At 62.6% G+C, this 25384-nt stretch carries 26 protein-coding genes; 13 read left to right on the top strand and 13 right to left on the bottom strand.

The genetic code is table 11. From position 1 onward, the window contains the following. Window positions 1-43 precede the first annotated feature (43 nt). From RBB32_RS09260 to RBB32_RS09250, 3 genes are all read right to left on the bottom strand, one after another. A complete protein-coding gene (locus RBB32_RS09260; RefSeq protein ID WP_306152424.1) occupies window positions 44-1024 on the bottom strand; it encodes a TRAP transporter substrate-binding protein in 981 nt (326 codons plus the stop codon). 87 nt (window positions 1025-1111) lie between these two features. Continuing rightward, window positions 1112-1993 carry an NAD(P)-dependent oxidoreductase gene (locus RBB32_RS09255; protein ID WP_306152423.1) on the bottom strand — a complete coding sequence of 294 codons (882 nt, stop codon included), beginning with the start codon at window positions 1991-1993 and terminating at the stop codon, window positions 1112-1114. A gap of 45 nt (window positions 1994-2038) precedes the next feature. Then, window positions 2039-3526: an aldehyde dehydrogenase gene (locus RBB32_RS09250; RefSeq protein ID WP_306152422.1), complete on the bottom strand. Its 1488-nt coding sequence runs from the start codon at window positions 3524-3526 to the stop codon at window positions 2039-2041. 347 nt (window positions 3527-3873) lie between these two features. On the opposite strand from RBB32_RS09250, the gene RBB32_RS09245 reads away from it, so the two are divergent. From RBB32_RS09245 to RBB32_RS09200, 10 genes are all read left to right on the top strand, one after another. After that, window positions 3874-4791, top strand: a complete 918-nt coding sequence (locus tag RBB32_RS09245; RefSeq protein ID WP_306152421.1) for a LysR family transcriptional regulator — start codon at window positions 3874-3876, stop codon at window positions 4789-4791. A 101-nt stretch (window positions 4792-4892) separates the two neighbouring features. Beyond that, entirely contained in the window at window positions 4893-6473 is a 1581-nt protein-coding gene (locus tag RBB32_RS09240) for an ABC transporter substrate-binding protein (protein ID WP_306152420.1), read from the top strand. 68 nt (window positions 6474-6541) lie between these two features. Then, window positions 6542-7510: an ABC transporter permease gene (locus tag RBB32_RS09235; protein WP_306152419.1), complete on the top strand. Its 969-nt coding sequence runs from the start codon at window positions 6542-6544 to the stop codon at window positions 7508-7510. A gap of 1 nt (window position 7511) precedes the next feature. Then, the gene (locus RBB32_RS09230; protein ID WP_306152418.1) at window positions 7512-8414 is read left to right on the top strand and encodes an ABC transporter permease; all 903 of its coding nucleotides are present in this window, start codon (window positions 7512-7514) and stop codon (window positions 8412-8414) included. Beyond that, window positions 8411-10114, top strand: coding sequence for an ABC transporter ATP-binding protein (locus RBB32_RS09225; RefSeq protein WP_306152417.1), 1704 nt, complete (start codon window positions 8411-8413; stop codon window positions 10112-10114). Before RBB32_RS09230 ends, RBB32_RS09225 begins: the two co-directional genes overlap by 4 nt. Continuing rightward, window positions 10111-10965 (top strand): NAD(P)-dependent oxidoreductase, encoded by an 855-nt coding sequence (locus RBB32_RS09220; RefSeq protein ID WP_306152416.1) that lies wholly within the window; start codon window positions 10111-10113, stop codon window positions 10963-10965. Before RBB32_RS09225 ends, RBB32_RS09220 begins: the two co-directional genes overlap by 4 nt. Next, complete coding sequence (locus RBB32_RS09215; protein WP_306152415.1) at window positions 10958-12466, top strand: aldehyde dehydrogenase family protein; 1509 nt, start codon at window positions 10958-10960, stop codon at window positions 12464-12466. The genes RBB32_RS09220 and RBB32_RS09215 overlap by 8 nt, the downstream gene beginning before the upstream one ends. Window positions 12467-12505: 39 nt before the next feature. Further along, window positions 12506-13669, top strand: a complete 1164-nt coding sequence (locus RBB32_RS09210) for a M20 aminoacylase family protein (protein WP_306152414.1) — start codon at window positions 12506-12508, stop codon at window positions 13667-13669. A gap of 22 nt (window positions 13670-13691) precedes the next feature. Continuing rightward, window positions 13692-14414, top strand: a complete 723-nt coding sequence (locus RBB32_RS09205; RefSeq protein ID WP_306152413.1) for a serine O-acetyltransferase — start codon at window positions 13692-13694, stop codon at window positions 14412-14414. A gap of 4 nt (window positions 14415-14418) precedes the next feature. Further along, window positions 14419-15300: a VOC family protein gene (locus RBB32_RS09200; RefSeq protein ID WP_306152412.1), complete on the top strand. Its 882-nt coding sequence runs from the start codon at window positions 14419-14421 to the stop codon at window positions 15298-15300. Between the two features lie 43 nt (window positions 15301-15343). Here the strand turns inward: RBB32_RS09200 and RBB32_RS09195 are convergent, their stop codons facing one another. From RBB32_RS09195 to RBB32_RS09155, 9 genes are read right to left on the bottom strand one after another with little or no spacing between them, the layout of a single operon-like run. Further along, on the bottom strand, window positions 15344-16012 hold the full coding sequence (locus tag RBB32_RS09195; protein ID WP_306152411.1) for an NnrU family protein: 669 nt from the start codon (window positions 16010-16012) through the stop codon (window positions 15344-15346). Window position 16013: 1 nt separating this feature from the next. Beyond that, window positions 16014-17201: an NnrS family protein gene (locus RBB32_RS09190; RefSeq protein ID WP_306152410.1), complete on the bottom strand. Its 1188-nt coding sequence runs from the start codon at window positions 17199-17201 to the stop codon at window positions 16014-16016. Continuing rightward, entirely contained in the window at window positions 17201-17455 is a 255-nt protein-coding gene (locus tag RBB32_RS09185) for a DUF6522 family protein (RefSeq protein ID WP_306152409.1), read from the bottom strand. Before RBB32_RS09185 ends, RBB32_RS09190 begins: the two co-directional genes overlap by 1 nt. Next, the gene (locus tag RBB32_RS09180; protein ID WP_306152408.1) at window positions 17452-17691 is read right to left on the bottom strand and encodes an NnrT protein; all 240 of its coding nucleotides are present in this window, start codon (window positions 17689-17691) and stop codon (window positions 17452-17454) included. Before RBB32_RS09180 ends, RBB32_RS09185 begins: the two co-directional genes overlap by 4 nt. Further along, complete coding sequence (locus tag RBB32_RS09175) at window positions 17688-17864, bottom strand: protein NnrT (RefSeq protein ID WP_306152407.1); 177 nt, start codon at window positions 17862-17864, stop codon at window positions 17688-17690. The genes RBB32_RS09180 and RBB32_RS09175 overlap by 4 nt, the downstream gene beginning before the upstream one ends. Window position 17865: 1 nt before the next feature. Then, on the bottom strand, window positions 17866-19749 hold the full coding sequence (locus RBB32_RS09170; protein ID WP_306152406.1) for a nitric oxide reductase activation protein NorD: 1884 nt from the start codon (window positions 19747-19749) through the stop codon (window positions 17866-17868). Between the two features lie 5 nt (window positions 19750-19754). Further along, window positions 19755-20549, bottom strand: coding sequence for a CbbQ/NirQ/NorQ/GpvN family protein (locus RBB32_RS09165; RefSeq protein ID WP_306152405.1), 795 nt, complete (start codon window positions 20547-20549; stop codon window positions 19755-19757). 3 nt (window positions 20550-20552) lie between these two features. Then, the gene (locus tag RBB32_RS09160) at window positions 20553-21902 is read right to left on the bottom strand and encodes a cbb3-type cytochrome c oxidase subunit I (protein WP_306152404.1); all 1350 of its coding nucleotides are present in this window, start codon (window positions 21900-21902) and stop codon (window positions 20553-20555) included. A 12-nt stretch (window positions 21903-21914) separates the two neighbouring features. Further along, window positions 21915-22367 carry a cytochrome c gene (locus RBB32_RS09155; protein WP_306152403.1) on the bottom strand — a complete coding sequence of 151 codons (453 nt, stop codon included), beginning with the start codon at window positions 22365-22367 and terminating at the stop codon, window positions 21915-21917. 121 nt (window positions 22368-22488) lie between these two features. Between RBB32_RS09155 and RBB32_RS09150 the strand changes: the two genes are divergently transcribed. Continuing rightward, the gene (locus tag RBB32_RS09150) at window positions 22489-22701 is read left to right on the top strand and encodes a DUF1858 domain-containing protein (protein ID WP_306152402.1); all 213 of its coding nucleotides are present in this window, start codon (window positions 22489-22491) and stop codon (window positions 22699-22701) included. 6 nt (window positions 22702-22707) lie between these two features. Here RBB32_RS09150 and RBB32_RS09145 read toward each other — a convergent pair whose 3' ends face one another. Next, a complete protein-coding gene (locus RBB32_RS09145) occupies window positions 22708-23424 on the bottom strand; it encodes a Crp/Fnr family transcriptional regulator (protein WP_371931041.1) in 717 nt (238 codons plus the stop codon). Between the two features lie 147 nt (window positions 23425-23571). Here RBB32_RS09145 and RBB32_RS09140 point away from each other — a divergent pair, with 147 nt between their 5' ends. Both RBB32_RS09140 and nirK read left to right on the top strand, forming a co-directional pair. Beyond that, on the top strand, window positions 23572-24003 hold the full coding sequence (locus tag RBB32_RS09140; protein ID WP_306152401.1) for a pseudoazurin: 432 nt from the start codon (window positions 23572-23574) through the stop codon (window positions 24001-24003). Between the two features lie 54 nt (window positions 24004-24057). Next, window positions 24058-25275 carry a copper-containing nitrite reductase gene (gene nirK, locus RBB32_RS09135; protein ID WP_306152400.1) on the top strand — a complete coding sequence of 406 codons (1218 nt, stop codon included), beginning with the start codon at window positions 24058-24060 and terminating at the stop codon, window positions 25273-25275. The last annotated feature ends 109 nt before the right edge of the window (window positions 25276-25384 follow it).

Below are 25384 nucleotides of genomic sequence, written 5' to 3'. Positions count from 1 at the left end.
CCGGGGAATGCGCCGGCACCGTTATGGCGCCGGCGCGATATCGTCACTCGAAGTTCACGATCGAGTCGACCAGTTCCTGACCATAGGTCTCGTAGTAGCCTTCATAGGCCGAGGCGATGGATTCCTGGAACGCTGCCTTTTGCTCGGCCGACAGTTCGTTCACTTCCATGCCGCGCTCTTTCAAGGTCTCGACGCCCGTGGTCTCGACATTGTCGACATAGCCGCGCATTGCGGTCGCGGCTTCGGCCGCGGCCTTTTCAAAGGCGGCCTTCTGGTCGTCGTTCAGACCTTCCCAGAAGGGCTTGGAAACAAGCAGCATCGCGGGCGAATATACATGGCCCGACAGGGTCAGGTATTTCTGCACTTCGTCCAGTTTGACCGAGACGATCACCGACAGCGGGTTTTCCTGCCCGTCGATCACGCCCTGTTGCAGCGATGAGATCACTTCCGGCCAGGCCATTGGCGTCGGCGCGGCACCCATGGCATTGAAAGCCGCCAGGTGCACCGGGTTCTCCATGGTGCGGATCTTCAGGCTTTCCACATCCGCCGGGGTTTTGATCGGGTTGCGGTTGTTGGTGATATGCCGGAAGCCCTGTTCGCCCCAAGCCAGCCCATGCAGGCCGACATCGTCGAACTTGGCCAGAATTTCCTGCCCGATCGGACCATCCAGCACGGCGCGTGCATGCTCCAGATCACGGAACAGGAACGGAATATCGAACACGCCAGTGTCCGAAACGAAGTTCGCAAGGGTGCCCGAAGAAACGATGGTCGCCTCTACGGTGCCAAGCTGAAGCCCTTCGATCACCTCGCGCTCACCGCCAAGCCCGGAAGAGGGGAAGTGGTTGAACTCGAATTCGTCGCCGGTTTCGGCCGTCACGACTTCTTCGAATTTTTCTGCCGCGACGCCGTAATGGCTATCGGGGGCAAGGGCGTAGCCGATCTTTACTTCGGTTTGCGCGAGCGCCGGAAGGCCCATCGCAAGGAAAAGGCCGGTTGATACCAGCCCACGGTTAATGAACGTCATGGATTTCCTCCCGTTTAAGGTATGGATTTGCTACACAAGGAACTTTTGGCTGGCAACCCCGCGTCACGGAACTTTACCTCTGGCTGTTCACCTGTCCGCACCTTTGCCGAACAGGCGGACCAGTTCCGGAACGTAGGCGTCACCGAAACCGGCCTCGACCGTCTTTGCAAGGGCTGACGACACCCCGTCGGCGACAAGTTTCTGTGCGCCAGAGGTATCTGACATGGCGCGGTAGTAATCAATGTCTTTCTGCGCGTTGGCGACGAAAAAGGGCAGGGCGTTACGGTCTTGCGAAATGATGTAGGGGGCCAAACGATCCAGCGCCGCGCTTGCGCCGCCCCCTGCGGCCAGAACGTCCACGAAAACCTGCGGGTCCACCCCGGTATCTGCCGCTTGGGAGGCCGCCTCGGCCAGAAGGGTCATGAACCCGACAGAAACGTAATTGTGCAGCAGCTTGAGCCGATGACCATGGCCAAGTGGCCCGACATGATCGACCTGTTCGGTGAAGGAGGCAAGAACCGGGCGGACCCGTTCAAGCACCTCTGCCTCGCCGCCAACCAACAGGTTCAGTGTCCCTTCGTGGGCATGTTTCGCGGTTCGGGTCATCGGCGCATCAAGATACATGCCGCCCGCCTTCTGAACGATCTCTCCCATGCGCAGGGTCGAGTCCGGCAGTGCCGTCGAGCAGTCCACCACCACCGTCCCGGGCCGAAGGCCGGTGGCGATGCCGGTCTCTCCGGTCACGATCATTTCGACTTGGGGTGAACCGGTCACGCAGATGATCACCACGTCGGATGCTTTCGCGACATCCGACGAAGTCGCGCAGGGGCGCGCGCCAAGTGCCACAAGGTCATCCGTCGGCTGGTTGCCGGGATGGTCGAGAAAGCTCAGGTCAAAGCCGCCCCGCCCAAGAATGTTGCGGGCGATGCCGTGGCCCATGAGGCCTACGCCGATGATTCCGACATGCATTTCGATGATCTCTTCTGTTCGTGTTTGCCCGGTTCTGGTCAGGCGTTAGTCCGCGTTGATCCAGATCGCCTTGGTATCGAGGTATTCTTCCATGTGCTCGGTTCCGCCTTCACGACCGTAGCCCGACATCTTGACCCCACCGAAGGGAACCGCGGGGTCGATGGCGTGGTACATGTTGACCCAGACAGACCCGGCCTTGAGCCTGTTCGCCAGTTTATGCGCCGTGCCAAGATGGGTCGAGAATACCCCCGCCGCAAGGCCATAGGGCGTATTGTTGGCCCGCGTGACAACCTCGTCGATACTGTCGAAAGGCAGCGCCGAGATGACCGGCCCGAAAATTTCTTCCCGGGCGACGCTCATCTGGTCGGTCACGCCTCCAAGTACAGTCGGCTGGAAGAAATGGCCGCCCTCAAGATCGGGGCCCTCGGCCCGTCCGCCACCTGTGAGAACCTGCGCACCTTCCTTCGGTCCCGCAGCCATGTAGCCCGCAACGCGTTCGGCCTGTCGGGCCGAAATGATCGGCCCGATATCGGTGGAGTCGTTGATTCCATGACCGATCCGCAGCGCGGCGGCATATTCGGCCACGCGGCGGACGAACTCGTCGTGGATCTCGCGTGCAACGAACAGGCGCGAGCCCGCTATGCAGATTTGCCCGGAATTGGCCAAGACGGCCATGGCCGCCACGGGCACGGCCTTTTCAATATCGGCATCGCGGCAAACGATCACCGGCGATTTCCCCCCCAGTTCCAGCGAAACTTTCTTGAGGTTTCCGGTGGCGGCGCGGGCAATTGCCTGCCCGGTAGCAGTGGACCCGGTAAAGACGATCTTGTCCACGCCGGGATGTTCGGCCAGTGCCGCCCCGGCCTCGGCGCCAAGGCCGGTAACGATGTTTAGAACACCGTCGGGCAGGCCGGCCTCCTGCATGATCCGCGCGATCATCAGGACGGTAAGCGATGCCTCTTCCGAAGGTTTCAACACGACGGTACAGCCTGTCGCGATGGCCGGTGCGATTTTCCAGATGGACCCGGCGATAGGTGCGTTCCATGGGATGATCGCGCCGACGACGCCGACGGGTTCGCGCACGGTTTGCGAATATATTTCGCCGGGAAAGGAATTGGGAATCGTCGCACCATGGATCGCCACGGCCTGCCCGGCATAGAACCGCAGCATCCCGATAACACGGCGGCGATTGGCCAGCGTCCGCTGGATAGGCATCCCCATGTCAAGCGTATCCGACAGGCAAAGATCTTCCCATTCCGCTTCGAACCGATCAGCGATGCGTAACAGAAGCGCCTGGCGTTCGAAGGGCGTCCATTTTGCCCACGATCCCTCAAACGCGGTGCGGGCGGCGGTGACGGCAGCGTCGATGTCTGCGGCGCCCCCCTTGGGCACGGTCGCCAGCAGGGTGCCGTCCGCGGGGTTGCGCGCCTCGATGACCTCGCCCGTGGACGCCTCGCACCATTTCCCGTCGATGAACATGCGCCGGGCTCCTCCGTCGTAGAGAGCCGCCGCAGTCGCCTTCCAATCCTTCATTGCGCCTTCACCTTTATGATCGTGTATTGCTCGGTGCCCTGACGGATCACGCCGCGCGCGCCGTCCAAGGTAAATGCCACCGTCCTTTACACCAGCAGCTTTCCAAAAGAACAGCCGAATTTTGGCCCCGGCACTCGCGTGGGCTCATGCCCCGCAACCCGGCCCTTCGCGTACCCGTCAAGGTGGCCGCGAGCGCCCGTGCCAGCCCGCCTTTCGCAGGCGTCGCCCCCGCGACTTCAGCCAAAACACTGGCCGGGCCTCGCCACCGGCCTGCCAACCCTTTAAACAAGGGGATACTCTTGGGGCCGGTGCCTTGAGGATCACCGATTGGCGGCGGGGGATGTTCATTGTTCAAGATCGACACAAACCAATCCGCGTCCTTTCTCGTGGCCTGCGAGGAAGGCTCGATCAGGTCTGCCTCGGAACGGTTGGGCATCGAGCCCTCGACAATCAGTCGCCAGATCAAGGCGCTTGAAACGGCGCTGGGCATGGACCTGATCGAGAGGGGGCGCAAAGGCGTGCGCCCGACCGAGGCAGGGCGGATTCTTCGCACCTACCTCAAACACCAACACAGCGAACAGGAAGCGCTGCTATCGGAATTCGATGCCCTCAAGGGGATGCGACGCGGCGAACTGGTGATCGCGGTGGGCGATGGTTTCATCAGTGATTTCGTGGGCAATGCCGTGAAGTCCTACAACGTGGCGTTTCCCGGGTTTACCTATGATATCCTCAGCGGCTCGACCGAACAGGTGTTGCATGCCGTCAGGACCGACCGGGCGCATTTCGGCCTTGCCTACAACGCCCGCCCCGAGCGGGCCATCCGCACCGCTGCGCAGGTCAAGCAACCGCTGGACCTGCTGGTTAGCCCGGCATCCGAATGGGCGGATTTGCCAGAACCCGTCACGATGGCTCAACTCGAAACCCTGCCCGCCGCTCTTTTGAAAACCGGCTTTGGCGTGGGCGACATGATCGCGGTCGCCGAAAGCACGCACGGGGCCAGATTGCGGGCACTGGTGCGCTCCAACTCGCTTGCCGTGCTGCGCAATTTCGTACGCGACGGATTGGGTGTCACGGTGCTTCCGTCGTTTGTCGTGACCCGCGAAATCGCGGATGGGACGATTATCACCAAGCGCCTCGGTATCCCCGAGCTTCGCAAGGGCGAGGCGTCGGTTTTCACGCGGCAGGGGCGCCGCTTGCCCGAAGGCGCGATGCGCCTTGTCAACCATATCTCCAGATCAATGGTCGCGTTTCAGCACAGCCAATAATGTTGCATGGTGCGCAACGATAATCTTCCTTTGCTGCAATTCCCGCAGGTCGAATGCCCACATACGCTGTAGAGAATCAAAACACTCAACAGGGTAAGAAAATGTCTAAAACTCGCTTTGCATCTCTGGCAGCGGTCTTGGCTGTCTCAACAGCCTTGATCGTGCCGGCTCAGGCGGAAACGCTTCGGGTGGCGTCCCAGGGCGACGCCACCAGCCTCGATCCCCACAGCCACAATGAAAGCTTTACCAACTACTTTCTGGCCAACGTCTACGAAGGGCTGGTCGCCCGCGACAAGGATTTCAAGATTTCCGGTCAATTGGCCGAAAGCTGGGAACAGGTCGATCCAAAGACATGGCGCTTCAAGCTGCGCGAAGGCGTGACGTTTCACGACGGGTCGGCCTTTGCCGCGGATGACGTGATTTTCAGCATGGACCGCGCCCTGTCTGAATCGTCGAACTTCAAGCATGTGTTGGCCTCGGTCGACAGCTACAGCGCAGTCGATGACATGACGGTCGAGATCGTCACGAAAGCGCCCAACCCCATCCTGCTGAACGATCTGCTCGACCTGATGATCCTCGACAAACAGTGGGCCGAGGCGAACGGCGCGGTTGAGCCGATCAACCTGCAAGCCGAGGAAAAGGCCTTCAGCGCGACAAATGCCAATGGCACCGGCCCCTACAGCGTGGTTTCCCGGGCGCAGGGCGAAAAAACGACCCTTGCAGCCTTCGATGACTATTGGGGCGACATGGGCAACGTGACCGAGGTTGTCTTTACCCCGATCAACAACGCCTCGACGCTGGTGTCGGCGCTGTTGTCGGGTGAAGTTGACCTTGTGATGCCGCTGCCGTTGCAGGATATTCCGCGGGTCGAAAACGGCGATGGCGTCAAGGTGGTCTCAAGCCCCGAGGCGCGCACCATGTACATCGGCATGGATCAATGGCGCGATCAGATCATCGAAAGCCCGGTCGAGGGCAACCCGTTTCTCGATCTTCGGGTGCGCAAGGCCATTGCCCACGCCGTGGACGCTCAGGCGATCATCGACCGCGTGATGCAGGGGCAGGCCACGCTGGCCACGCAATACGTGATGGACAAGGTGAATGGCTTCAATCCCGATCTGACCCGGCTGGAATACGACGTCGAGACCGCCAAGGAACTGCTGGCCGCGGCCGGGTATCCCGATGGCTTCGAGGTGACGATGGATTGTTCGACAGACCGCTATGTCAATGACGGTCAAATCTGTCAGGCGACGGTCAGCCTTCTGGCCCGCGTCGGCATCAAGGTGAACCTGGTCGCGCAACCCAAGGCACAGTTCTTTCCCAAGGTCGTCGCGCCCGATTTCGGCACCTCCTTCTTTCTGCTCAGCTGGACCCCTTCGACCATGGACAGCCTGAACGTCTTCCAGAACGTGCTGGGCACACGTGATCTGGATAACGGAAGGGGCGCATGGAACATTTCCGGCTGCTCGGTGCCCGAGGCCGATGCCCTGGCCGCCGAAGCCGCCGTGACAATGGACGCCGCCGAACGCGAAAAGATGCTGCAGGATGCAATGGCCCTGATGGTCGAAGATGTCTGCCTCGTGCCGCTTCATGTGCAACAGTTGGTCTGGGGCGCGGCCGAGAATATCGACGTGGTACAGCACCCGACGTTCGAGTTCCCATTGGAATATTTCAACGTCAACTGATCCGAAAAAGTGTGGCCCGGTCTTCTTCGGGCCACACACCTGCAATTTTCTGAAAACGGACACCCGATATGTATTTTCTGCTGGCCCGAGTGCTTCAGGCCACGATTGTCATGCTGTGCGTCGCGCTTGTCGGCTTCCTGGTGTTTCAATTCGTGGGCGATCCCGTGCTTGCCCTTGTCGGACAGGAGACAACGGTCGAGGACCGCGAGGCACTGCGCGAAAGCCTTGGCCTGAATGATCCCATTCTCTTGCAATATGCCCGCTACGTGATGAACGCCCTGCGCGGCGATTTCGGCATCTCCTACAGCTTCAACCGCGACGTCAGCGAGATGATCGCAGAGCGGCTTCCGGCAACAATCGAGCTGGTGATGCTATCCGGTGTGCTGTCGCTGATCCTTGCCATTCCCGCGGGCATTTATACCGGCATCCGCCGCAAAGGCGGCCTTGCGCAGACGATAATGGCCCTCTCGGTCATCGGTGTGTCGATCCCGTCTTTCCTGCTTGGTATCCTGCTGATCCTCGTGTTCTCGGTCTGGCTGAACTGGTTGCCCTCGTTCGGGCGCGGCGATGTCGCGGCAGAGCTTGGATTGCGCTCAAGCCTGTTCACATGGGACGGGCTGAGCCACGCCCTGATGCCCGCTGCCGTGCTGTGCCTGTTTCAACTGGGCGTTATCCTGCGCCTGATCCGCGCTGAGATGCTCGAGGTGCTGCGCACCGATTACATCCGCTTTGCCTGGGCGCGCGGGTTGCCGGGGCAGCGGGTCTATTTCCGCCACGCACTGAAAAACACGCTGGTCCCGGTGGTCACGGCAATCGGGCTGCAACTCAGTTCCCTGTTCGCCTTTTCGATCATCACCGAACGGGTTTTCCAATGGCCAGGCATGGGGTCGCTCTTGCTGCACGCCATCGGCCAAAGCGACATCCCGCTGTTGGCGGCCTACCTGATCTTCGTGGGGCTGGTCTTTACCATTTCCAATCTCGTGGTCGATGCAATCTACGTGCTGATCGACCCACGCATTCGGCATGGGGCGCATTGAGATGCTGGAACGAATTCGCTCTGACTTCTGGTATGAATTGCTGAACTCTCCGGTGACACTGGCATCGGCCATCGTGATCGCCCTGATGGTCATCGGCTGTAGCTTTGCCCCCGTCTTCGCGCCCCATACCCCTTTCGACCCGGCAACGATTTCCATCCTGGATAACAATTTGCCCCCCGCTTGGGCCGCCGGGGGCGATCCGCGCTTCCTGTTCGGCACCGATCTTCAGGGCCGCGACGTTCTGTCGGCGATGCTCTATGGCGGGCGGATTTCGCTTCTGGTCGGCATTGGCGCGGTCGCGCTTTCGGTGGTCATCGGCATGACCGTCGGCCTGCTGGCGGGCTATTTCGGGAGGATGACCGACACGGTGCTGATGCGCGTTGCCGAGATCCAGTTCGCCTTTCCACCGATCCTGATCGCGCTTTTGTTCAACGGCATCCTGAAGGCGTCGCTGCCTGCCGATGTTTTTGCCCAGGCCGCCGTTCCGATCATGATCCTGGCCATCGGGCTGGCCGGCTGGGTGCAGTTCGCCCGCATCGTGCGGGCCTCTGCGATGGTGCAGCGCAATCAGGATTACGTCACCGCCTGCCATGCCATCGGCTTGCCGACGCCAACGATCATCCTGCGCCACATCACGCCGAACATCCTTGGGCCGGTGCTGGTGCTGGCGATGCTGCAAATCGCCGTCGCCATCGTGACCGAGGCCACCTTGTCCTTCCTTGGTCTCGGTACCCCCCTGACCGAGCCATCGCTGGGCGCATTGATACAGATCGGCAGCCAATACCTGTTTTCCGGCATTTGGTGGGTTGTGATCTTCCCCGGCGTGATGCTGCTTGTGATGGTCGTTGCCTTCAATCTCGTCGCCGATTGGGTGCGCGACTACCTGAATCCGAGGCTGAGATGACCGATATCCTGTGCAAAACCAAAGATCTGAAAATCACCTTCCCGCACCGGCTGGGCGATTTCACGGCCGTGCATGGCTTCGACATGGAGGTCCGGCGCGGCGAGATCGTCGGCCTGATCGGTGAAAGCGGCGCGGGCAAATCGACCATCGGCAATGCAATCATGGGCCTCTTGTCACATCCGGGCAAGGTGTCCGGCGGCCGGATCGACCTTGAGGGGCAGAACCTGATCGACCTGACGGGCGCGGCCATGGCGCGGCTGCGCGGGCGGCGGATCGGGATGATCTTCCAGGATCCGATGACCTCGCTCAATCCCTTGATGACGGTGGGCGACCAATTGGCGGAATCCATTGCCTTGCTTCAGGACCTGCCGATGGCGCAGGCACGCCAGATGGCGGCCGACCGGCTGGACGCGGTGGGCATCCCCGACGCGGTAGAACGCATGGGCCAGTACCCGCATGAATTTTCCGGCGGGATGCGGCAGCGGGTTGTCATCGCCCTTGCGATGGCCGGGAATCCCGACCTGCTTATCGCGGACGAGCCGACAACGGCGCTTGATGTCTCGGTGCAAAAACAGGTTCTCGACCTGATCCGCAGCATCTGCGTGGAACGGTCGCTCGGGGTTATCCTCGTGACACATGACATGGGCGTCATCGCCGAAACCGCGGATCGGGTTTACGTGATGCGGCACGGCAGGCTGGTGGAAACCGGCCCGACCGGGCAAGTCATCCATGCGCCATCGCAGCAATACACCCGGGATCTGATTGCATCCATCCCAAGCATCGAAAGCCGCGAAGAAAGGTTTCGCAATCCGGTGAAACGCACCGGCGAGATCGACCAGTGGCTGTTGGAAGGTCACAGGCACGAAGGCACCGACGACTACGTTACCGCCAGCGCCCTGACCAAGGATTTCGCCACGCGGAAAAAGACCTTTTGGGGTACGTCCGGTAGCTTCCGGGCGGTCGATATTCCCGGCCTCAGCATTGCACGCGGCGAAGTTCTGGGGCTTGTCGGTGAAAGCGGGTCGGGCAAATCCACGCTGGGCCGGATGATGATCGGGCTGGTGCAACCCAGTTCCGGCAACGTCCACTACAGCGACCATGGCCCACTGGCCGAGGTGCGGTCGCGCGCGGCCCGCAAGGCATTGCGGCGCGACGTTCAGGTGGTGTTCCAGGATCCCTATTCCTCGCTCAACAGCCGGATGCGCGTCGATCATATCTTGGCCGAACCGATCCGGTTTCACGGCCTTGCCGAGCGCGCGGACATTCCCCGGCTGGTCGGTGCCTTGCTTGAGCGTGTCGGCCTTCCCCCGGATACGGGGCGCAAGTTCCCGCACCAGTTTTCCGGCGGCCAACGCCAGCGTATCTGCATCGCCCGCGCGCTTTCGGTGCGACCACGGTTCCTGCTGTGCGATGAGCCGACCTCGGCGCTCGATGTCTCCATACAGGCCGAGATGCTGGCGTTGCTGATGGAACTGCGGCGCTCGCTTGGCCTGACCATGCTGTTTGTCAGCCATGACTTGGCGGTGGTGCGGCAGGTCTCGGACCGGGTGGCGGTGATGAAACAGGGCAAGATCGTCGAATGCCAAGACGCCGAACCCTTATTCGACGCGCCCCGGAACGACTATACCCGTATGCTGCTGGACACAGCGCCGCGCGCATCCGGACACAAGGAAGCGAATAACTTGAGGAGTGGAATATGATTGGCGTGGTAGGATGTGGCGCGATGGGCGGCGCAATGATTGCGCGGCTTGTCGAAAAGGGCCACGATGTTCATTGTTTTGATGCGATGCCAGAGGCGCGTGCGCGCGCCGCCGCCAAGGGCGGCAAGGCCTGCGCAACCCTGGCCGAGCTGGCGCAAAAATGCGATCAGATCATCCTGTCGTTGCCAAAAGCCGAGGTCGTGACCAGCGTCATGGCCGATCTTGCGCCACATGTTCAGGATGGCGCAATCATCCTGGATACATCCACATCGGAACCTGACACAACAAAGACACTTGCCGCCGCGGCGCAGGGCTACACCTTCATTGACGGGCCGGTCAGCGGCGGGCCGGGTGGCGCACGCGCAGGCACCATGACGATGGTCATGGGTGGGCCTGCCGATGCCATCGCGGCGCTGCGCCCGGTGCTGGACGATTTGACGGCCAAAACCGTGCATATCGGCCCCGCAGGGGCAGGCCATGCCGCCAAGATCGCCAACAACCTGCTCTGTGCCGCCAATCTCGTTCTGGTCAGTGAAATGGCGCGACTGGCCGACAGCAACGGCATTCCCCTTGCGAACCTGCTGCAGGGGGTCAACGCCGGGTCGGGCCGCAGTGCCGTCAGCGAAGTGAACTTCCCCAAGTGGATCCTGAACGGCGCTTTCGACTCAGGCTTTACGATGGGGTTGATGCGCAAGGACGTGGGGCTGGCAATCAAACTGGCCACGCAGGGCGGGCTTGATCTTCCCGCAACCCGCTCCGTCGCCGCGATCTGGGAGGCCAGTCGCGATGAATTGCCCGACAGCGCCGATTTCAACGAGATTTTCAACTTTGGAACGACCGAACATGCCTGAACGTAAAACCCTTCTGCTTTCCCTGATGCAAGACCTCGGTCTTGGCCAAACGGTCCAAAGCCTTGTTGGCGGCCAATTGCGCGACGGTGCCGGCGATGCCGTGGTGCTTGAAGATCCCTATGCCTTGATCGAACTGACCCGCTATGCCGATTGTGGCGCAGCGCTGGCCGCCGAGGCCTGCGAGGCGGCGGCAGCCGCGCAAAAGGAATGGGCCGCCGGGTATTCCGCGGCCCATCGCGGCGACATCATGCAGGATGTCGCCCGCGCGGTTCTGGACCATCACGAACCATTGGCCAGGCTCGAGGCGCTGGTGGCCGGCAAACCGATCCGCGATTGCCGGGTCGAGGTGTCCAAGGTGGCCGAAATGTTCCGCTATTACGCGGGCTGGGCCGACAAGCTGCACGGCGAGGTGATCCCGGTGCCCAGCGGGCACCTGAACTACACCCTGCGCGAACCATTGGGCGTGGTGTTCCAGATCACCCCGTGGAACGCGCCGGTCTTCACGGCCGGCTGGCAAATCGCCCCGGCCCTCGCAACCGGCAACGGCGTGGTCATCAAGCCCAGCGAACTGACCCCGCTGACCACGGTGGCGCTGGTTCGGATCGCCGAAAGCGCCGGGCTACCCGAGGGTCTGGTCAATGTGCTGTGCGGGCTCGGGCCGACAACCGGGCAAGCCGCGATCGAACATGACGCGGTGCGCAAGGTGATCTTTGTCGGCTCGCCGGAAACCGGCAGCCGCGTCGCCGTATCGGCGGCGCAGGCGTTGAAACCGGCAGTGCTGGAACTTGGCGGGAAATCGGCCAATATCGTGTTCGGCGATGCCAACTTGAAACATGCGGCCCTTGGGGCGCAGGCGGCGATTTTTTCGGGCGCCGGGCAAAGCTGCGTGGCAGGTTCGCGCCTTCTGGTGCATCACTCCGTCCATGCCGAACTGACCGACATGATCGCGACCGGGATGAACGCGATAAACCTTGGGGATCCGCTGGACGAGGCCACCGAGATCGGCCCGATCAGCAATGGCCGCCAGTTTGCCCATGTCAGCGGCATGATCAATGCCGCGCGCGATGCGGGCGCCCAGGTGCGCAGCCGCGAAACCACGCCGGATTCGGGCTACTTCGTGCCGCCGACGGTGCTTTCGGGGCTTGGCAACCGGTCAGCCGCCGCGCAGCACGAGATTTTCGGCCCGGTGGTCACGGCAATCCCTTTCGCGGACGAAGACGAGGCCATCGCCATCGCCAATGACACCGCCTTTGGGCTGGCCGGGGCGGTCTGGACCTCTGATGTCGGCTGTGCGCACCGGGTTGCGGCGGCCGTCCGGGCGGGCACATTCTGGATCAACAGCTACAAGGCCATCCATGTATCCTCGCCCTTTGGCGGTTCGCTCAACTCCGGATTTGGCCGCTCCAGTGGCAGCGATGCCCTGATGGAATACACCAGCCCGAAATCGGTCTGGCTCGACAGTGGAAAAACCCCCAAAATCGCCTTTGGATATGTCTCTTGAGTCGGTCCTGAAGGGGCCCGTACCGAAAAGGAAAGATGGATGATGCTCGACAATAGCTTTTTCGCAGACTCTCACCCGAAATGGACCGAGTGGCGCCGCGATCTGCACATGCACCCGGAACTGGCCTATCAGGAACACAGGACATCCGAACGTGTCGCCGAAAGGCTGGCACAGATGGGGATCACGGTGCATCGTGGTTATGGCGGCACCGGTGTTGTCGGTGTGCTGAAAAACGGCGATGGCCCCAACATCGGCTTGCGGGCCGATATGGATGCCCTGCCCATCACCGAAGAGACCCAAGCCCCCTACAGGTCCGCCACCGAGGGCGTCATGCACGCTTGCGGGCATGACGGACACACGACCATGTTGCTGGCAGCGGCGGAATACCTAGCCCTGACCAAACGGTTCTCCGGCACCGTCACCTTCATCTTCCAACCCGCCGAGGAATGCGAAGCCGGCGCGCGCCGCATGATCGAAGACGGGCTATTCACCGATCACCCTGTCGATGAGGTCTATGCGCTGCACAACTGGCCCGGGTTGGCGCCGGGCGAATTTTCCGTGCGGCCCGGCGCACAGATGGCGGGGTTCGATACCTTCGACATCGTCGTCACGGGCCGGGGTGGCCACGCCGCGATGCCCCATGAATGCAGCGATAGCATCCTCGCCGCCGGGCAATTGGTCGGGGCGCTGCAATCCATCGTCTCCCGAACCGTCGATCCACAGTCCCCGGCGGTGCTGAGCGTGACACAGTTTCACGCGGGCGATGCCTATAACGTCCTGCCCGAAACCGTTCGTCTGGCGGGCTGCACACGGTTCTTCGACAAGGCCGTCAAGCAGACCTTGGAACGCCGCATCGGCGAGATTTGCGCAGGCGTCGCAGCCCAGCACGGCATGGAGATCACCCTCGACTACAAAGCGGTCTATCCGCCAACCATCAATCACGCGGCAAGTCAGGAGAAGGCCATGAAGGCGGCCAGCCTGATTGCCGGGGATGGCGCGGTGCATGGCGATCATAACCCCTCGATGGCATCCGAGGATTTCGCCTTCATGCTCGAACAGGTTCCGGGCGCTTACCTTTGGCTCGGCAATGGCGCGGTGTCCGATTTCGGTGCGCTGCATTCGCCGCATTTCGATTTCAACGATGCGATCTTGCCGGTTGGAGCGCGTTTTTTCGCGGCCCTGGTCGAAGCGGCAAACCGTTGATGCCTTGCGGCGGGGCCAAACGATGACTCTTGTCACCGAGACCGAAGCGCTCTTGCACGACAACCCCGAAACAGCCGCGATGCTGGGGGTCGGGGTCCGGCGCTTTGCCGATTTTGCCGATCTCGCGGCGGCCCTTCTGGGGGCTTTTGCGGGGGTGCGGGCGGATGTGGTCCGGCGCGTCTATACCGAGAATCCCGGTCTCGTGGCGCTCAGCCTTCAGGATATCGCGGAAACCGCCCGCCGGAATTTTGAACCGGGTGGCGCTGCGGCCTCGCTTCTGTTCGCGCGTGGCGTTCATGCCGTGATCGCACACCGTGTCGCCCATCATCTCTGGCAGGATGGCGATCCGATGCTGGCGCTGGCCGTCAGTTCGACCTTTGGCCGCGCGTTTTCCACCGATATCCACCCGGCTGCCCAAATCGGGCCGGGGTTCTGGCTTGATCACGGCGTGGGGTTCGTCGCCGGTGAAACCTGCGTGATCGGTCAGGATGTCTCGATCTGGCACGATGTCACCTTGGGCAGCACCCTGTCGGAAAGCGGCCCGAAGCGGCACCCGACGGTGCAGGACGGCGCCGTGATCGGGGCCGGTGCCGTCGTGCTCGGCGATATCACCGTCGGGGCAGGGGCCAATGTGGCGGCAGGTGCCATCGTGGTGACCGATGTCGCGCCGCGAACCGTGGTTGTCGGCGCAAAGGCCCGGCCCGTCGGTGCCGCGCAGGTCTCGTTTCGACAGCCAGGGGAATGATCTGATGACCGCTGCCTTCGGGATAGACCATCCATTGATCGCCGTGCGCGATATAACGGCTTTGCGCGACCGGTTGATCTCGATCGGGTTCAAGATGACGCCTGTCGGCCAACATCCATGGGGCACAAGCACAAGCCTTGCGATGTTCCGGGGGTGTTTGCTGGAAATCATGGGCATCTACGACGATTGCCTGATCGACGAAAAGCCAGCCGGCGATTTCCGCTTCGGGCGGCACGTCTATGCGCATCTGGAAAAGCGCGAAGGGATCGCGCTGACCGCGCTGCACAGCACCGATTCCCTTCGCGATGCCGCCCAAGCGGAACGCGCCGGGTTGCAGGTCAGTGGCCATTTGGAGTTTGGCCGCGATGTGGCGCTCCCTGACGGCAGCAAGGGCCGTACCAGGACAACACTTGCCCTGTTGCCCGATGCCGCCTTCCCGCGGCTGTCGTTCTTCTTGTGCCAACAGCACCGGCCCGAACTTATCTACGTGCCCGAATGGCTTGATCATCCCAATACCGTCCATGGCTACGCCGGGGCGTCCATACTGGCACAGGACAAGGATTTGCAGGCGCTGACCCAAAAGTTCTCCGGCCTCTACGGTGCCCCGCAGCCATGCGATGGCGGCCTTGCCTTCCAGACAGCCAACGGCCAGTTAAGGCTTCTGACACGCGCCGCGATCGAAGCATGCAACGGGCCCGTACCCGCGCCGGTCTTGGCCGAGGGCGAATCCTGTATCGTGGCGCTGGATCTGGTCTACTCGGATGGCGAGAAGCTGGAAAAATGCTTGCGAGAGTCGCAGGTCGAATTCGCCCGGCACGGACGCGAGTTTCGGCTTCTCGACCCGACGCAATTCGGAAACACCTTCCTGAATTTCGTGCCGGGCTGACCCTCTGCCGTGCAGGCACTTTGGCGAACTGCATCGCGCAAGGTCAAAGCGCGGGCACGCCGATGACATGTGGGTGGGCCAGCAGCAAAGCCGCGAAGGCGGCCAACCCGATGACCAGCCGGATGAACAGTTCAGGCCAAAAGCGCGGCGCATGAAACCACGGCGCGGCCCGCCGCGCGCGATCAAGCGCGCGCCACTGCGCACCCCCCAACACCCGCCGCTTGCGCCGGTCGATCAAGGCCCGACCGGCAAGGGCAAAACCGCCCAACACGCCGAACAGGATGACATGCGCAAGGTCACCATTGGGCAACAGGTGTACGCCCGCCCAGATCGCCAGCGCCAGCAGGATAGGGTGCCGTGTCCAGCGCAGGATGCCGGGCCGGGCGGGATCGAAACCGTTGTTCCGCGCCCCGCCAAAGGAAAACGGGTTTGGCCGCGCGACGCTCAGCGCCAGCAACAGGCAAACCGCCAACATGCCCAGATGCGCCGCGTGGCGATGCCAGTCCATCTGCGGCCAAAGTTGCACATAGGGCGCCGCGCCCGCCGACCGGATCAGCAGCGCCAGCATCGCCACCGAAAGGGCCGAATAGGCCAGTCCAAAACCGCCTGCGCCGATCCGCTTCACAATGCGGGATTTCACCGCCGGGCGAACCGGGATCGAATGCGTCAGGAAGAAGGCCGCGAACACGGTGGCAAAGCCGAACCATCCCATGTTATCTCTCCGGTTTCGGTCGCAGAAGTAACGGCGCATAGGCAATCACGAACCCCGCGAAAGCCGCAAACCACAGCGCCCCGGACAGATGCATAAGCCCCGGGTAACCCGATGCCCAGACCCGCGCCACGACCGAGCCGAAAAGACACAGGTAAAGACCCACGGTCGCCCGGTTCGCGGTCAGTGCCTGCCCGGTATGCCCAAGGCTGGCGCGGGTCATCACGGCAAGGGTCATGGCGCCGATGGCCCCGGCCATCCAAAGATGTTGCGCCCCGGCGGTGCCCGGATGGCCCATGATCCGGCCGATCCCAAGGCCAAGGGCGCCCACCGGCACGAAAAGATAGGCGGCATGCAGAACCCACAACAGCGGTTCGCGCGTCGTAAGATGCGGGGTCCAGCGGGCCTGCCGGATCAGGTGCAGCCCCCCGAATGCGATCAGCGCCGTACCGGTCTGGGCCGCGTCAGGCCACAGAACCCACGAAAGCAAGATGCCGATGCTGGCCAATAGCACCAGCTTGTCCAAACGCTGCATCGGCGGTGCGGGCCGCGCGGTGTAATTCTCCTTGGCCAGCCAGTTGCGCGTGAACGAGGGGATGATCCGCCCGCCGATCACGGCGATCATCATGATGCCGGTGGCAAGGCCAAGGCGCAGCCCGAACCCCTGCGCGGCATAGGTGCCGCTCAGGGCCTCGGCGTGGAAAATGCCATTGGCCAGCGTGAAGACAGCCAACAGGCCCAGCACGATCAGGTTGCGCCAATTCCGGCCCGCCACGATCTCGCGCAGGATCAATCCCCCCAGGATCAGCGGAAACGCAAGGTCGATCACCGGGGCCGCCGCCACGGGCATAAGGCCCGAGGTCAGGACCGCGACACGCCCGGCCGCCCATAGCGCGAAAAGCCCCGCCAACGGCCACCCCACCATCGGCAGGCGGCCCGTCCAATTGGGCACCGCCGTCAGCAAGAAGCCCGCCAGAACCGCGCCCAGGTACCCGAACAGGAATTCATGCGCATGCCACGACACCGGGTCGAACCGCGTCGGTAGGGTGATCGCGCCCGAGAGGGCGGGCAACCACAAGAGCATCGCCAGCGCCACCCAAAGCGTCCCGAACAAGAAGAACGGCCTGAAGCCGAAACTGAAAAGCGCCGGCCCCTGCCAGGCCCGCATCTGTTCTGCCGTTGTCCGTGCCATCATCTTGCTCCGGTCTTGGTTCGCAGGGTCTTGAGGACCGTTCCGTCACTGGAACAGGTCAACCGCAGGCGCATGTCATCATGAAAGAAGTGAAGCCGCATTTTCCCGGCGTCCTCGCCCTCGCCGATCTCCAGCTTGCTGGTGATCTGCCCGCTACGCATCCTTTCGCGCACCTCGTCGGGTGTCAGGTTCAAAAGCGCCGCAAGGTCTGCCGCGTCTATGGTCGGCTGGCCGTTTTGCATGTCGATTTTCATGGGGTCTCCTTGCCGTCGGCCTCATCCATCAGCTGGCGAATATGCCGTGCGAAATACCACGTCGCCGGCCCCCCGATAAGACAGCCCAGCCCGATCGACCAAGCGGTCGACGCGACCGGCCCGCCGATCCAGCTAAAGATAAGCGAGGCGAAAAAGACATTCACCGCCGCCGCCCCGGCCCCGAAAGGGTAAAGCGCCAGCGCGATGCGCCGGGTGGACCATCCTTGCCGGGTCATCGGCGCGATACCAGTCTCTGCACCGCCACCATGGATAGGACAAGGGCGATGCAGGCCACGGCGTACCAGAATTCGGCGGTGGCCGATTGCGCCTGCGGAATCGGCCGGTCAAAACCCTCGGCAAGGGCGGGTGACGCGAAAAGCGTGGCAAGGGAAAGGAACAGTCCGCGCATGTCAGGTCTCCTGTGTCAGGGTGCGGTAGATATCGGGCAGGGCCCGGGTCAGGCGTTCGGGATCGGGCAACAGGGTGAAACCGCCGCGCCCGAAGATGCGCGCGAACCAATCCTGCCCGTCCTCGTCGATGATGATGCCATGCAGGCTCTGCCCGGCATTGCGGGCCTCGCGCACGGCCATATGGCTGTCCTCGATACCGTGTTGGCCCTCATAGTGGTCAAGGTCGTTGGGCTTGCCGTCGGTCAACACGATCAACAGTTTGCGTGCGCTGGGCTGCTCGGCCAGTTGCGCGCCGACATGGCGGATCGCGGCCCCAAGTCGGGTGTAATGGCCGGGGCTCAACGCCCCGATATTGGCGGTGATCTCGGGCGACATCGGCGCGTCGAACCCCTTGCAACGGGTCAGGAACACGCGGTCCCGGCGCAACGATGAAAACCCCCAGATGCCAAGGCGGTCCCCGGCTGCGTCGATGCCACCGGCCAGCGCGGCGATGGCCTCGCGCGCAACCTCGATCACCGATGTGTCGCCAATCGCCGCCTCTGTCGAACGCGACGTGTCGATAAGAAAACCCACCGAAAGATCACGCTCGGTCTGCCGGGCCGATTGCCATATCCGGTCCGAGCCGCGCCCCGTCGCCGCAAGGTCGGCGCGGGCGGTCAACAGGGCATCAAGGTCAAGCTCGCTGCCATCCACTTGCCGCGGTTGCAATATCCGGCGGGGGCGCAGCGCCTCGAACTGTCGCCGCACCTCGCGCATACGCCGCGCATTGGGCACGAAGGGCGTGCCGCCGGGCCGCGCGGGCGCATCCAGAACACGGCAATGGCCGGGCATGTAGCTGCGGCTGCGGTGGTTCCACTCGGCATAGGTATATTCACCAGAAAGCGCCTCGTGATCGGCATCGGCGGGGGACAGGTCAAGGTGCAGGCGCAGACGGGTCGCCGCCTTGCGGTCGTGCTTGGACAGGGTGATCCGGTCTTGGTCGTCGGCCGCCTTCTGGGCGTTCTCGTCGTCGTCATCATCGACACTGCGGTTGATGTTCATCGACTCGACCCAGGACAGGATCGATTCGAACCGGTGGATGATGAAACTGTCCTTGCGGTTCTGCTGGTCCTGATCCTTGCGTTCGCCCGGCTTGCGGCTTGTCTGCGCGGCATTGGGAGGCGGGGCCGCCGGGTCGGCCTCCTCGCCACTGGCCGCAGCACCCGCGCCGGGATTGCCAAATCGCAGCCAGATCGGCACCGGGGCCGCCGGCATGTACCCGCGCGCCGCAGCGCGTGGGCTGATCGCGGGCCGCGTCCCGCAAAGCTGGTCAAGAATGGCGGCTTCCATCGCCGCCTCCTGCGCCGGGCGGATGACGTTGGGCCGCGCCTCGGCGCAAAGCCTTGCCATTTTTTCATACCTCTGCCGCAAGCCGGGGCAGGCGGCATAGGCGGCATCGGCTGCCGCCATGTTGGCCCGGATCTGGGCACAGTCCTGGGCGGGGCCTTCCACCGTGAAATCGAACGCCGTGATGTCGGCGCAGGCCGCCAGCGCCGTCAGCCAGAAATAGGCGGCGCGGTTCAGCGCCTCTTCGGGAAAGGCCGCGATGAACGGCGGCAGGGCCAGGCGCTCGCCGTCGAAACGGGCCAGCCATTCATGATCGCGCTCGGCCCCCAGTTTGCGCCGCAGGGGCCGCCGATGCGCCGCCAGCGTGGCCGCCACCTCCGACAGTTCAACCCCCGGTGCCCCGCCAAGCGACCGGAACAGCACCGCAAGGCTGGGCCGGACCGAGGCAAGCGTGACACTTGCCTCTGGATAGCTCACCTCGGCACCGATCCGGCTGGCCATGTCATGCCACAGGTTGCCGACGGTCTCTTCCGGTTCCATGAGGTCAAGAAGATGCATCGCGCTTACCCGTAGATCGTTTCGACCAGATCGCGCAGCGCCTGCTGCACGTCCGGCTCATCGCTCAGCGGTTCGATGATGGCCGCCTCCAGCGCCTGGATGATCCCCATGCCGCCCGCCATCAGCGTCGCGGCATAGATCAACAAGCGGGTCGAAACGCCTTCTTCCAAGTCCATGCCCGACAGCCGCCGGATATGCCCGGCCAACCGCACCAGCGGCGCCACGCGCCCCGGCTCCAACCGGCTTTCGGCGGCGACCACGGCGATCTCGGTCTCGGTATCGGGAAAATCGAAGGAAATCGACAGGAACCGCTGCCGGGTGGAGGGCTTCAAGCGCTTCAGCACATTCTGGTAGCCCGGGTTGTAAGACGCCACCAGCATGAAACCCTCGGGCGCCACCAGTTCCTCGCCCGTCCGGTCGATCATCAGGCTGCGCCGCGTATCGGTCAGCGGGTGCAAAACCACGGTGACGTCCTTGCGCGCCTCGACCACCTCGTCAAGGTAACAGATACCGCCCTCGCGCACCGCGCGGGTCAAAGGCCCATCGACCCAGACCGTTTCGCCACCCTTGAGCAGGTAACGCCCGATCAGGTCCGCCGCGCTAAGGTCGTCATGGCAGGCCACGGTATAAAGCGGCTTGCCCAGCCGGGCCGCCATATGCTCGACAAAGCGGGTTTTGCCGCATCCGGTCGGCCCCTTCAGAAGAAGGGGCAAACCGTTGTCATGGGCCGTTTCGAACAACTCGCACTCGCGGCCCGTGGGCTGATAGAACGGCAGGGTAGGTTTGTTTACCATGTTCATGGCTCATTCTCCCGGAACAGGGTTGGCAGGGCCGGGGGTGATCACCTCGGACTTCCGAACAACCAGCATCGAATAGATGAACAACAGCGCCCCGATCACCACCGCAAGGCCCGAGCCCCAGCGCATCAGGTAAAAGACCGAAAGGCTGTCCTGCACATCCATGTAGTAGTCACCGATCACGCGCTGCATATGCGTCTGGATGGTCCCGGCAAAGGTCAGCACGAAGGTCATGAAGGCCATCCCCCCGGTCATCAGCCAGAAACTCGCCATGTTCAGCACTTGGTTGTAAGGCGCGCGCTGCCGCAGCATCGGCATGGCATAGCTGAAGACAGCAAGGTTCAACGCCACGTAAGCGCCATAGAAGGCAAGGTGGCCGTGGGCGGCGGTGATCTGCGTGCCGTGGCTGTAGAAGTTCACCCCGTGCAGCGTGTGCAAGAACCCCCAGACACCCGCGCCGAAGAAGGCCACGGTGGACGATCCCAGCGACCACAGCAATGCGGCCTTGTTGGGGTGGTTCTTGCGGCCCTTCCAGACCATGACGAAGGCGAAGGACATCATCAGGAAGAAGGGGACCACCTCGAAGGTCGAAAAGATCGAGCCGACCCACTGCCAGTATCCCGGCAGACCGATCCAGTAAAAGTGGTGCCCGGTCCCAAGGATGCCCGAGAAAAGCGCCGTGGCCACGATGACATAAAGCCATTTTTCCACCACCTCGCGGTCAACGCCGGTCAGTTTCAGCAACAGGAAGGCAAGGATCGCTGCCATCACCAATTCCCATGTCGCCTCGACCCACAGGTGCACCACGAACCACCAGTACATCTTATCAAGCGACAGGTTGTCGGGGTTGATAAAGGCAAAAACCCAAAGCAGCGACAAAAGCCAAAGCCCCATCAGCAAGACGTTGGTGATCGCCGTGCGCTTGCCTGCCAGAACGGTCATCGAGATGTTGAGCAGGAAAATCAGCGCGGCCACAAGAATGCCGAACTTCACCCAAAGGGGCTGTTCCAGAAATTCACGCCCGCCATGGATGCCCACAAGGTAGGACCCCACCGCGCCCAGCGTGCCCACCAGCAGGATGATCAATTGAAGATAGGCCAGTTTCGGCGACCATATCTCGCGCTCGGATTCCTCGGGCACAAGGAAATAGGCCGCCCCGAAAAAGCCCAGCAACAGCCAGACGATCAATGCGTTGGTGTGGATCATCCGGATCACGTTGAACGGCAACACCTCCGACAGGAAATTGGGCGAGACATAGATCCACCCCGCCAAAAGTCCGCCCGCCACCTGAACGCCGAAAAGCGCCAGCGAGGCAAGGATGTACCAATACGCCACTTTCTGAGATTCGTATTTCATTGCTTCGCCTCCTTATCCGGCGTCATTGGGCGGCCAGCCCTGGGTGTCTGTCTGATCGGCCCAGCGCAGGAACTCGGCAAGGCCGCGAAGGTCTTCGTCGGTCATGTCATAGGCGGGCATCTGGCGGCGTCCCTCGATGCCGCTGGGCTGGCTTTCGATCCAGCCCTTGAGCATCCAGAACGCGTCCTCGGGGCTGTCCTGCACACCCCAACGGGTCATGACGTTGCCAAGCTCGGGCGCGAAATAGGCGCCTTCGCCATGCAGGCTATGGCAATTGATGCAGGAATGTTTTTCCCAAACGTGCTTGCCGTGAACCACCTCATCGCTCAGTTCCATACCGGCGGTCGAGGTCTGCACCACGTAACGGTGCGAATGGACGGTCATCCCCACGAAGACCACGACAAAGAAAATCGAGCCCCCGTAGAAGATATTGCGCGCCCGCGATTTCGTTAGAATTTCAGCCATGTTGCGGCCTCCTTTAGGTCGGGACACCCCTTCCTAGCGATCCGCCCGGCACCGAAGTTTGCGCCAGCACAATGTTTGCCGCGATTTGCCGCCTAGGGTGGTTGCCGAAAGGAGGTGCGCCATGGCCCGTGCCCGCTTGGACGATCCCGACCTGCCCCTGGAAGACCTGATGCGCGAGTGGCCGCAAACGATAAGCGTCTTCATGCGGCACAGGATGCTTTGCGTCGGATGCCTGGTCAGCCCGTTTCACACCGTGACGGATGCCTGCGCCGAATATCAACTGGACGAGGAATTGTTCCTGGCCGAACTGATGCGCGCCGCCGGTCTGGCCTGACCGGGCCTATTTCTGGGCAAGCACGACCAGCGCGTGAGGGTCGCGCACCACGATCCGCTTGCGCCTGCTTTCGACCAGCCCCTGTTTTTCCCAACTGCTCAAAAGGCGGCTGACCGTGTGCAGGGTCGTGGCCGTCAGTTCCGAAAGGTCTTGGCGGGTGATCGGAAAATCAATCTCGATCCCGTTTTCCACGTTGCGGCCCGTCTGGTTGATCAGGCGCAAAAGCGCATTGGCGACCCGTTGCTCGACCTGTTGGGTGGCCATTTCCACAACCCGGTTGTGCACCTCTCCCAATCGGTGGCCCAAGGTCTTGTAGCTTTCAGTCGCGAAACCGTCGTAATCGGCGGTAAACCTGTCCCAAAGCCGCATGGGCCAGCTCAGCGCCAGCGCCTCCGAGGCGGTCATCGCCGTGGCCGGGTAGGTGTCGCGCCCGATCGCGCGGGCAATGCCCAGAAGCTGCCCGGCAGGGATGTGCAGCGCGGTGACCTGCTCGCCGGTCGGGGTCACCCGCACGACGCGCACATACCCGTCCAGCAGCATATAGAAACGTTCGGCCGGATGCCCTTCCTGAAAGATCGCCGTGCCCTCGTCATAGCGCCGCGACGACGCAAGATCGAGGATCGCACGGATCTGGCGTTTGTCGAGGCGCGAAAACGGCGGCAGATGCGTCAGCAAGCTCTCGTCGAGCCGCGGCAGGGTCTTGCGCGAAGAGGATGCGGTCATATCGCCCTCATTGCCACATTTCGCGCCGTGAAACCAACAAATGATCCCCCGCCAATCGCACAGAAGTTTGTGCCAGAGCAAATTGCCTCGCGCCTGATCCGTTAGTCTTGGTTTCAATCGCAACAACGATCTGAAAGGAAGATTGAAATGATCCGCACTGTGGCAACCGGCCTGGCTCTCGCGGTCCTGATGGGCGGCGCCGCCTTCGCCGAAACATTCGAAGTCAAGATGCTCAACAAGGGCACCGATGGCGACCGCATGGTGTTCGAACCGGCCTTCGTACAGGCCGCGCCCGGCGACACGATCAATTTCGTCGCCGCCGACAAGGGCCATAACGCCGAAACCCTGGGTGGCATGCTCCCCGAGGGGGCGGAAGGCTTCAAAGGCAAGATCAACGAAGAGATCTCCGTCACGCTCGATACCGAAGGGGTCTACGGCGTGATCTGCAAACCGCACTACGCCATGGGCATGGTGATGACCATCGCCGTCGGTGACGTGGAGGTGCCCGACAACTTCCTCGAAGGCCGTGTGCCGAAACGCGCCAAGGCCCGTTTCGAGGACCAGCTCAGCAACATGTGACGCCCGGGCGCGTGCAAATCCTGCCTCCGCGCCCCCACACCCAGGAGAAAGAGAATGACCAAGTTCATCAACCCAGGTCTCATGCCAACAAGCCGCCGCAACGTCCTGCGCGGGTCGCTGCTGGCCGGGGCCGCCGCCATGAGCGGCGCAGGCGCCTTCGCCGCGCGCCGCGCGCCTCAGCCGCTGAAGGCCGACGCGGTGTCGCGCAGCCTGCACAAGGCGGCGGCCGATCAACCCGCCGAAAGCACCGCGAAACCCGCCGACCTGTCGGGCTATACCCGCGTCAAACAGGACCTCGTGGCACCCCCCTTCGCCCCCGAACACGAACAGGTCGCCACCGGCGGGCCGAAAATCATCGAGATCACCATGGTCACCGAGGAACGCCTGATGGTGGTCGACGAAGACACCGGCGCAAGCGTCTGGGCACTGACCTACAACGGCTCGGTCCCCGGCCCGCTGATCATCTGCCACGAGGGCGACATGATCGAACTCACCATGCGCAACCCCGAAAGCTCGATGATGGAACACAACATCGACTTCCACGCCTCCACCGGTGCGCTGGGCGGCGGTGGCCTGACCCATGTTTACCCCGGCGAGGAATGCGTGCTGCGCTGGAAGGCCACGAAACCGGGCTGCTTCACCTATCACTGCGCCCCCGGCGGCGCGATGATCCCCTACCACGTCGCCCACGGCATGAACGGGGCCATCATGGTGCTGCCGCGCGACGGCCTGAAGGATGCCCAAGGCAATCCGCTGCGCTATGACAGTATCGCCTACATCGGCGAACAGGACTACTACCTGCCGATGGACGAAAACGGCGACTACAAGACCTATGCCGCCGCCGGGGACGACTATGCCGACAGCCTCGAGGCGATGCGCACCCTCACCCCGACCCACCAGGTCTTTAACGGCGCGGTCGGTGCCCTGACAGGCGAAAATGCCCTCAAGGCCAAGGTCGGTGAAACCGTCCTGATGGTGCATAACTCGTGCAACGTCGACAGCCGCCCGCACCTGATCGGCGGTCACGGCAACTATGTCTGGGAAAGCTCCTTCACCGATCAACCCCTGACCGGCATGGAAACATGGTTCGTGCGCGGCGGCAGTGCTGCGGCGGCGATGTACACCTTCGAACAGCCGGGCGTCTATGCCTACGTGAACCACAACCTGATCATCGGCGCGATGCTGGGCGGAACCGCGCACTTCGTCGTCGAGGGCGAGTGGGACAACACCCTGATGGAACAGGTCGTGGCACCACGGCCCTTCACAACCTGACCCAACGGATCTGACGAATGACCGCCGTGGAAACATGCAAGCAAAGGCCAAAGGCGTCCCTTCTTCTGGTTGCGCTGCTGATGGCCACGGCGGTTACCCTCGGCGCCGC

Source organism: Roseovarius sp. MMSF_3281 (assembly GCF_030733685.1).
Taxonomy (GTDB): Bacteria; Pseudomonadota; Alphaproteobacteria; order Rhodobacterales; family Rhodobacteraceae; genus Roseovarius.
Note: the sequence above shows the minus strand (reverse complement) of the source record. Positions and strands in the feature narration are given on the sequence as shown.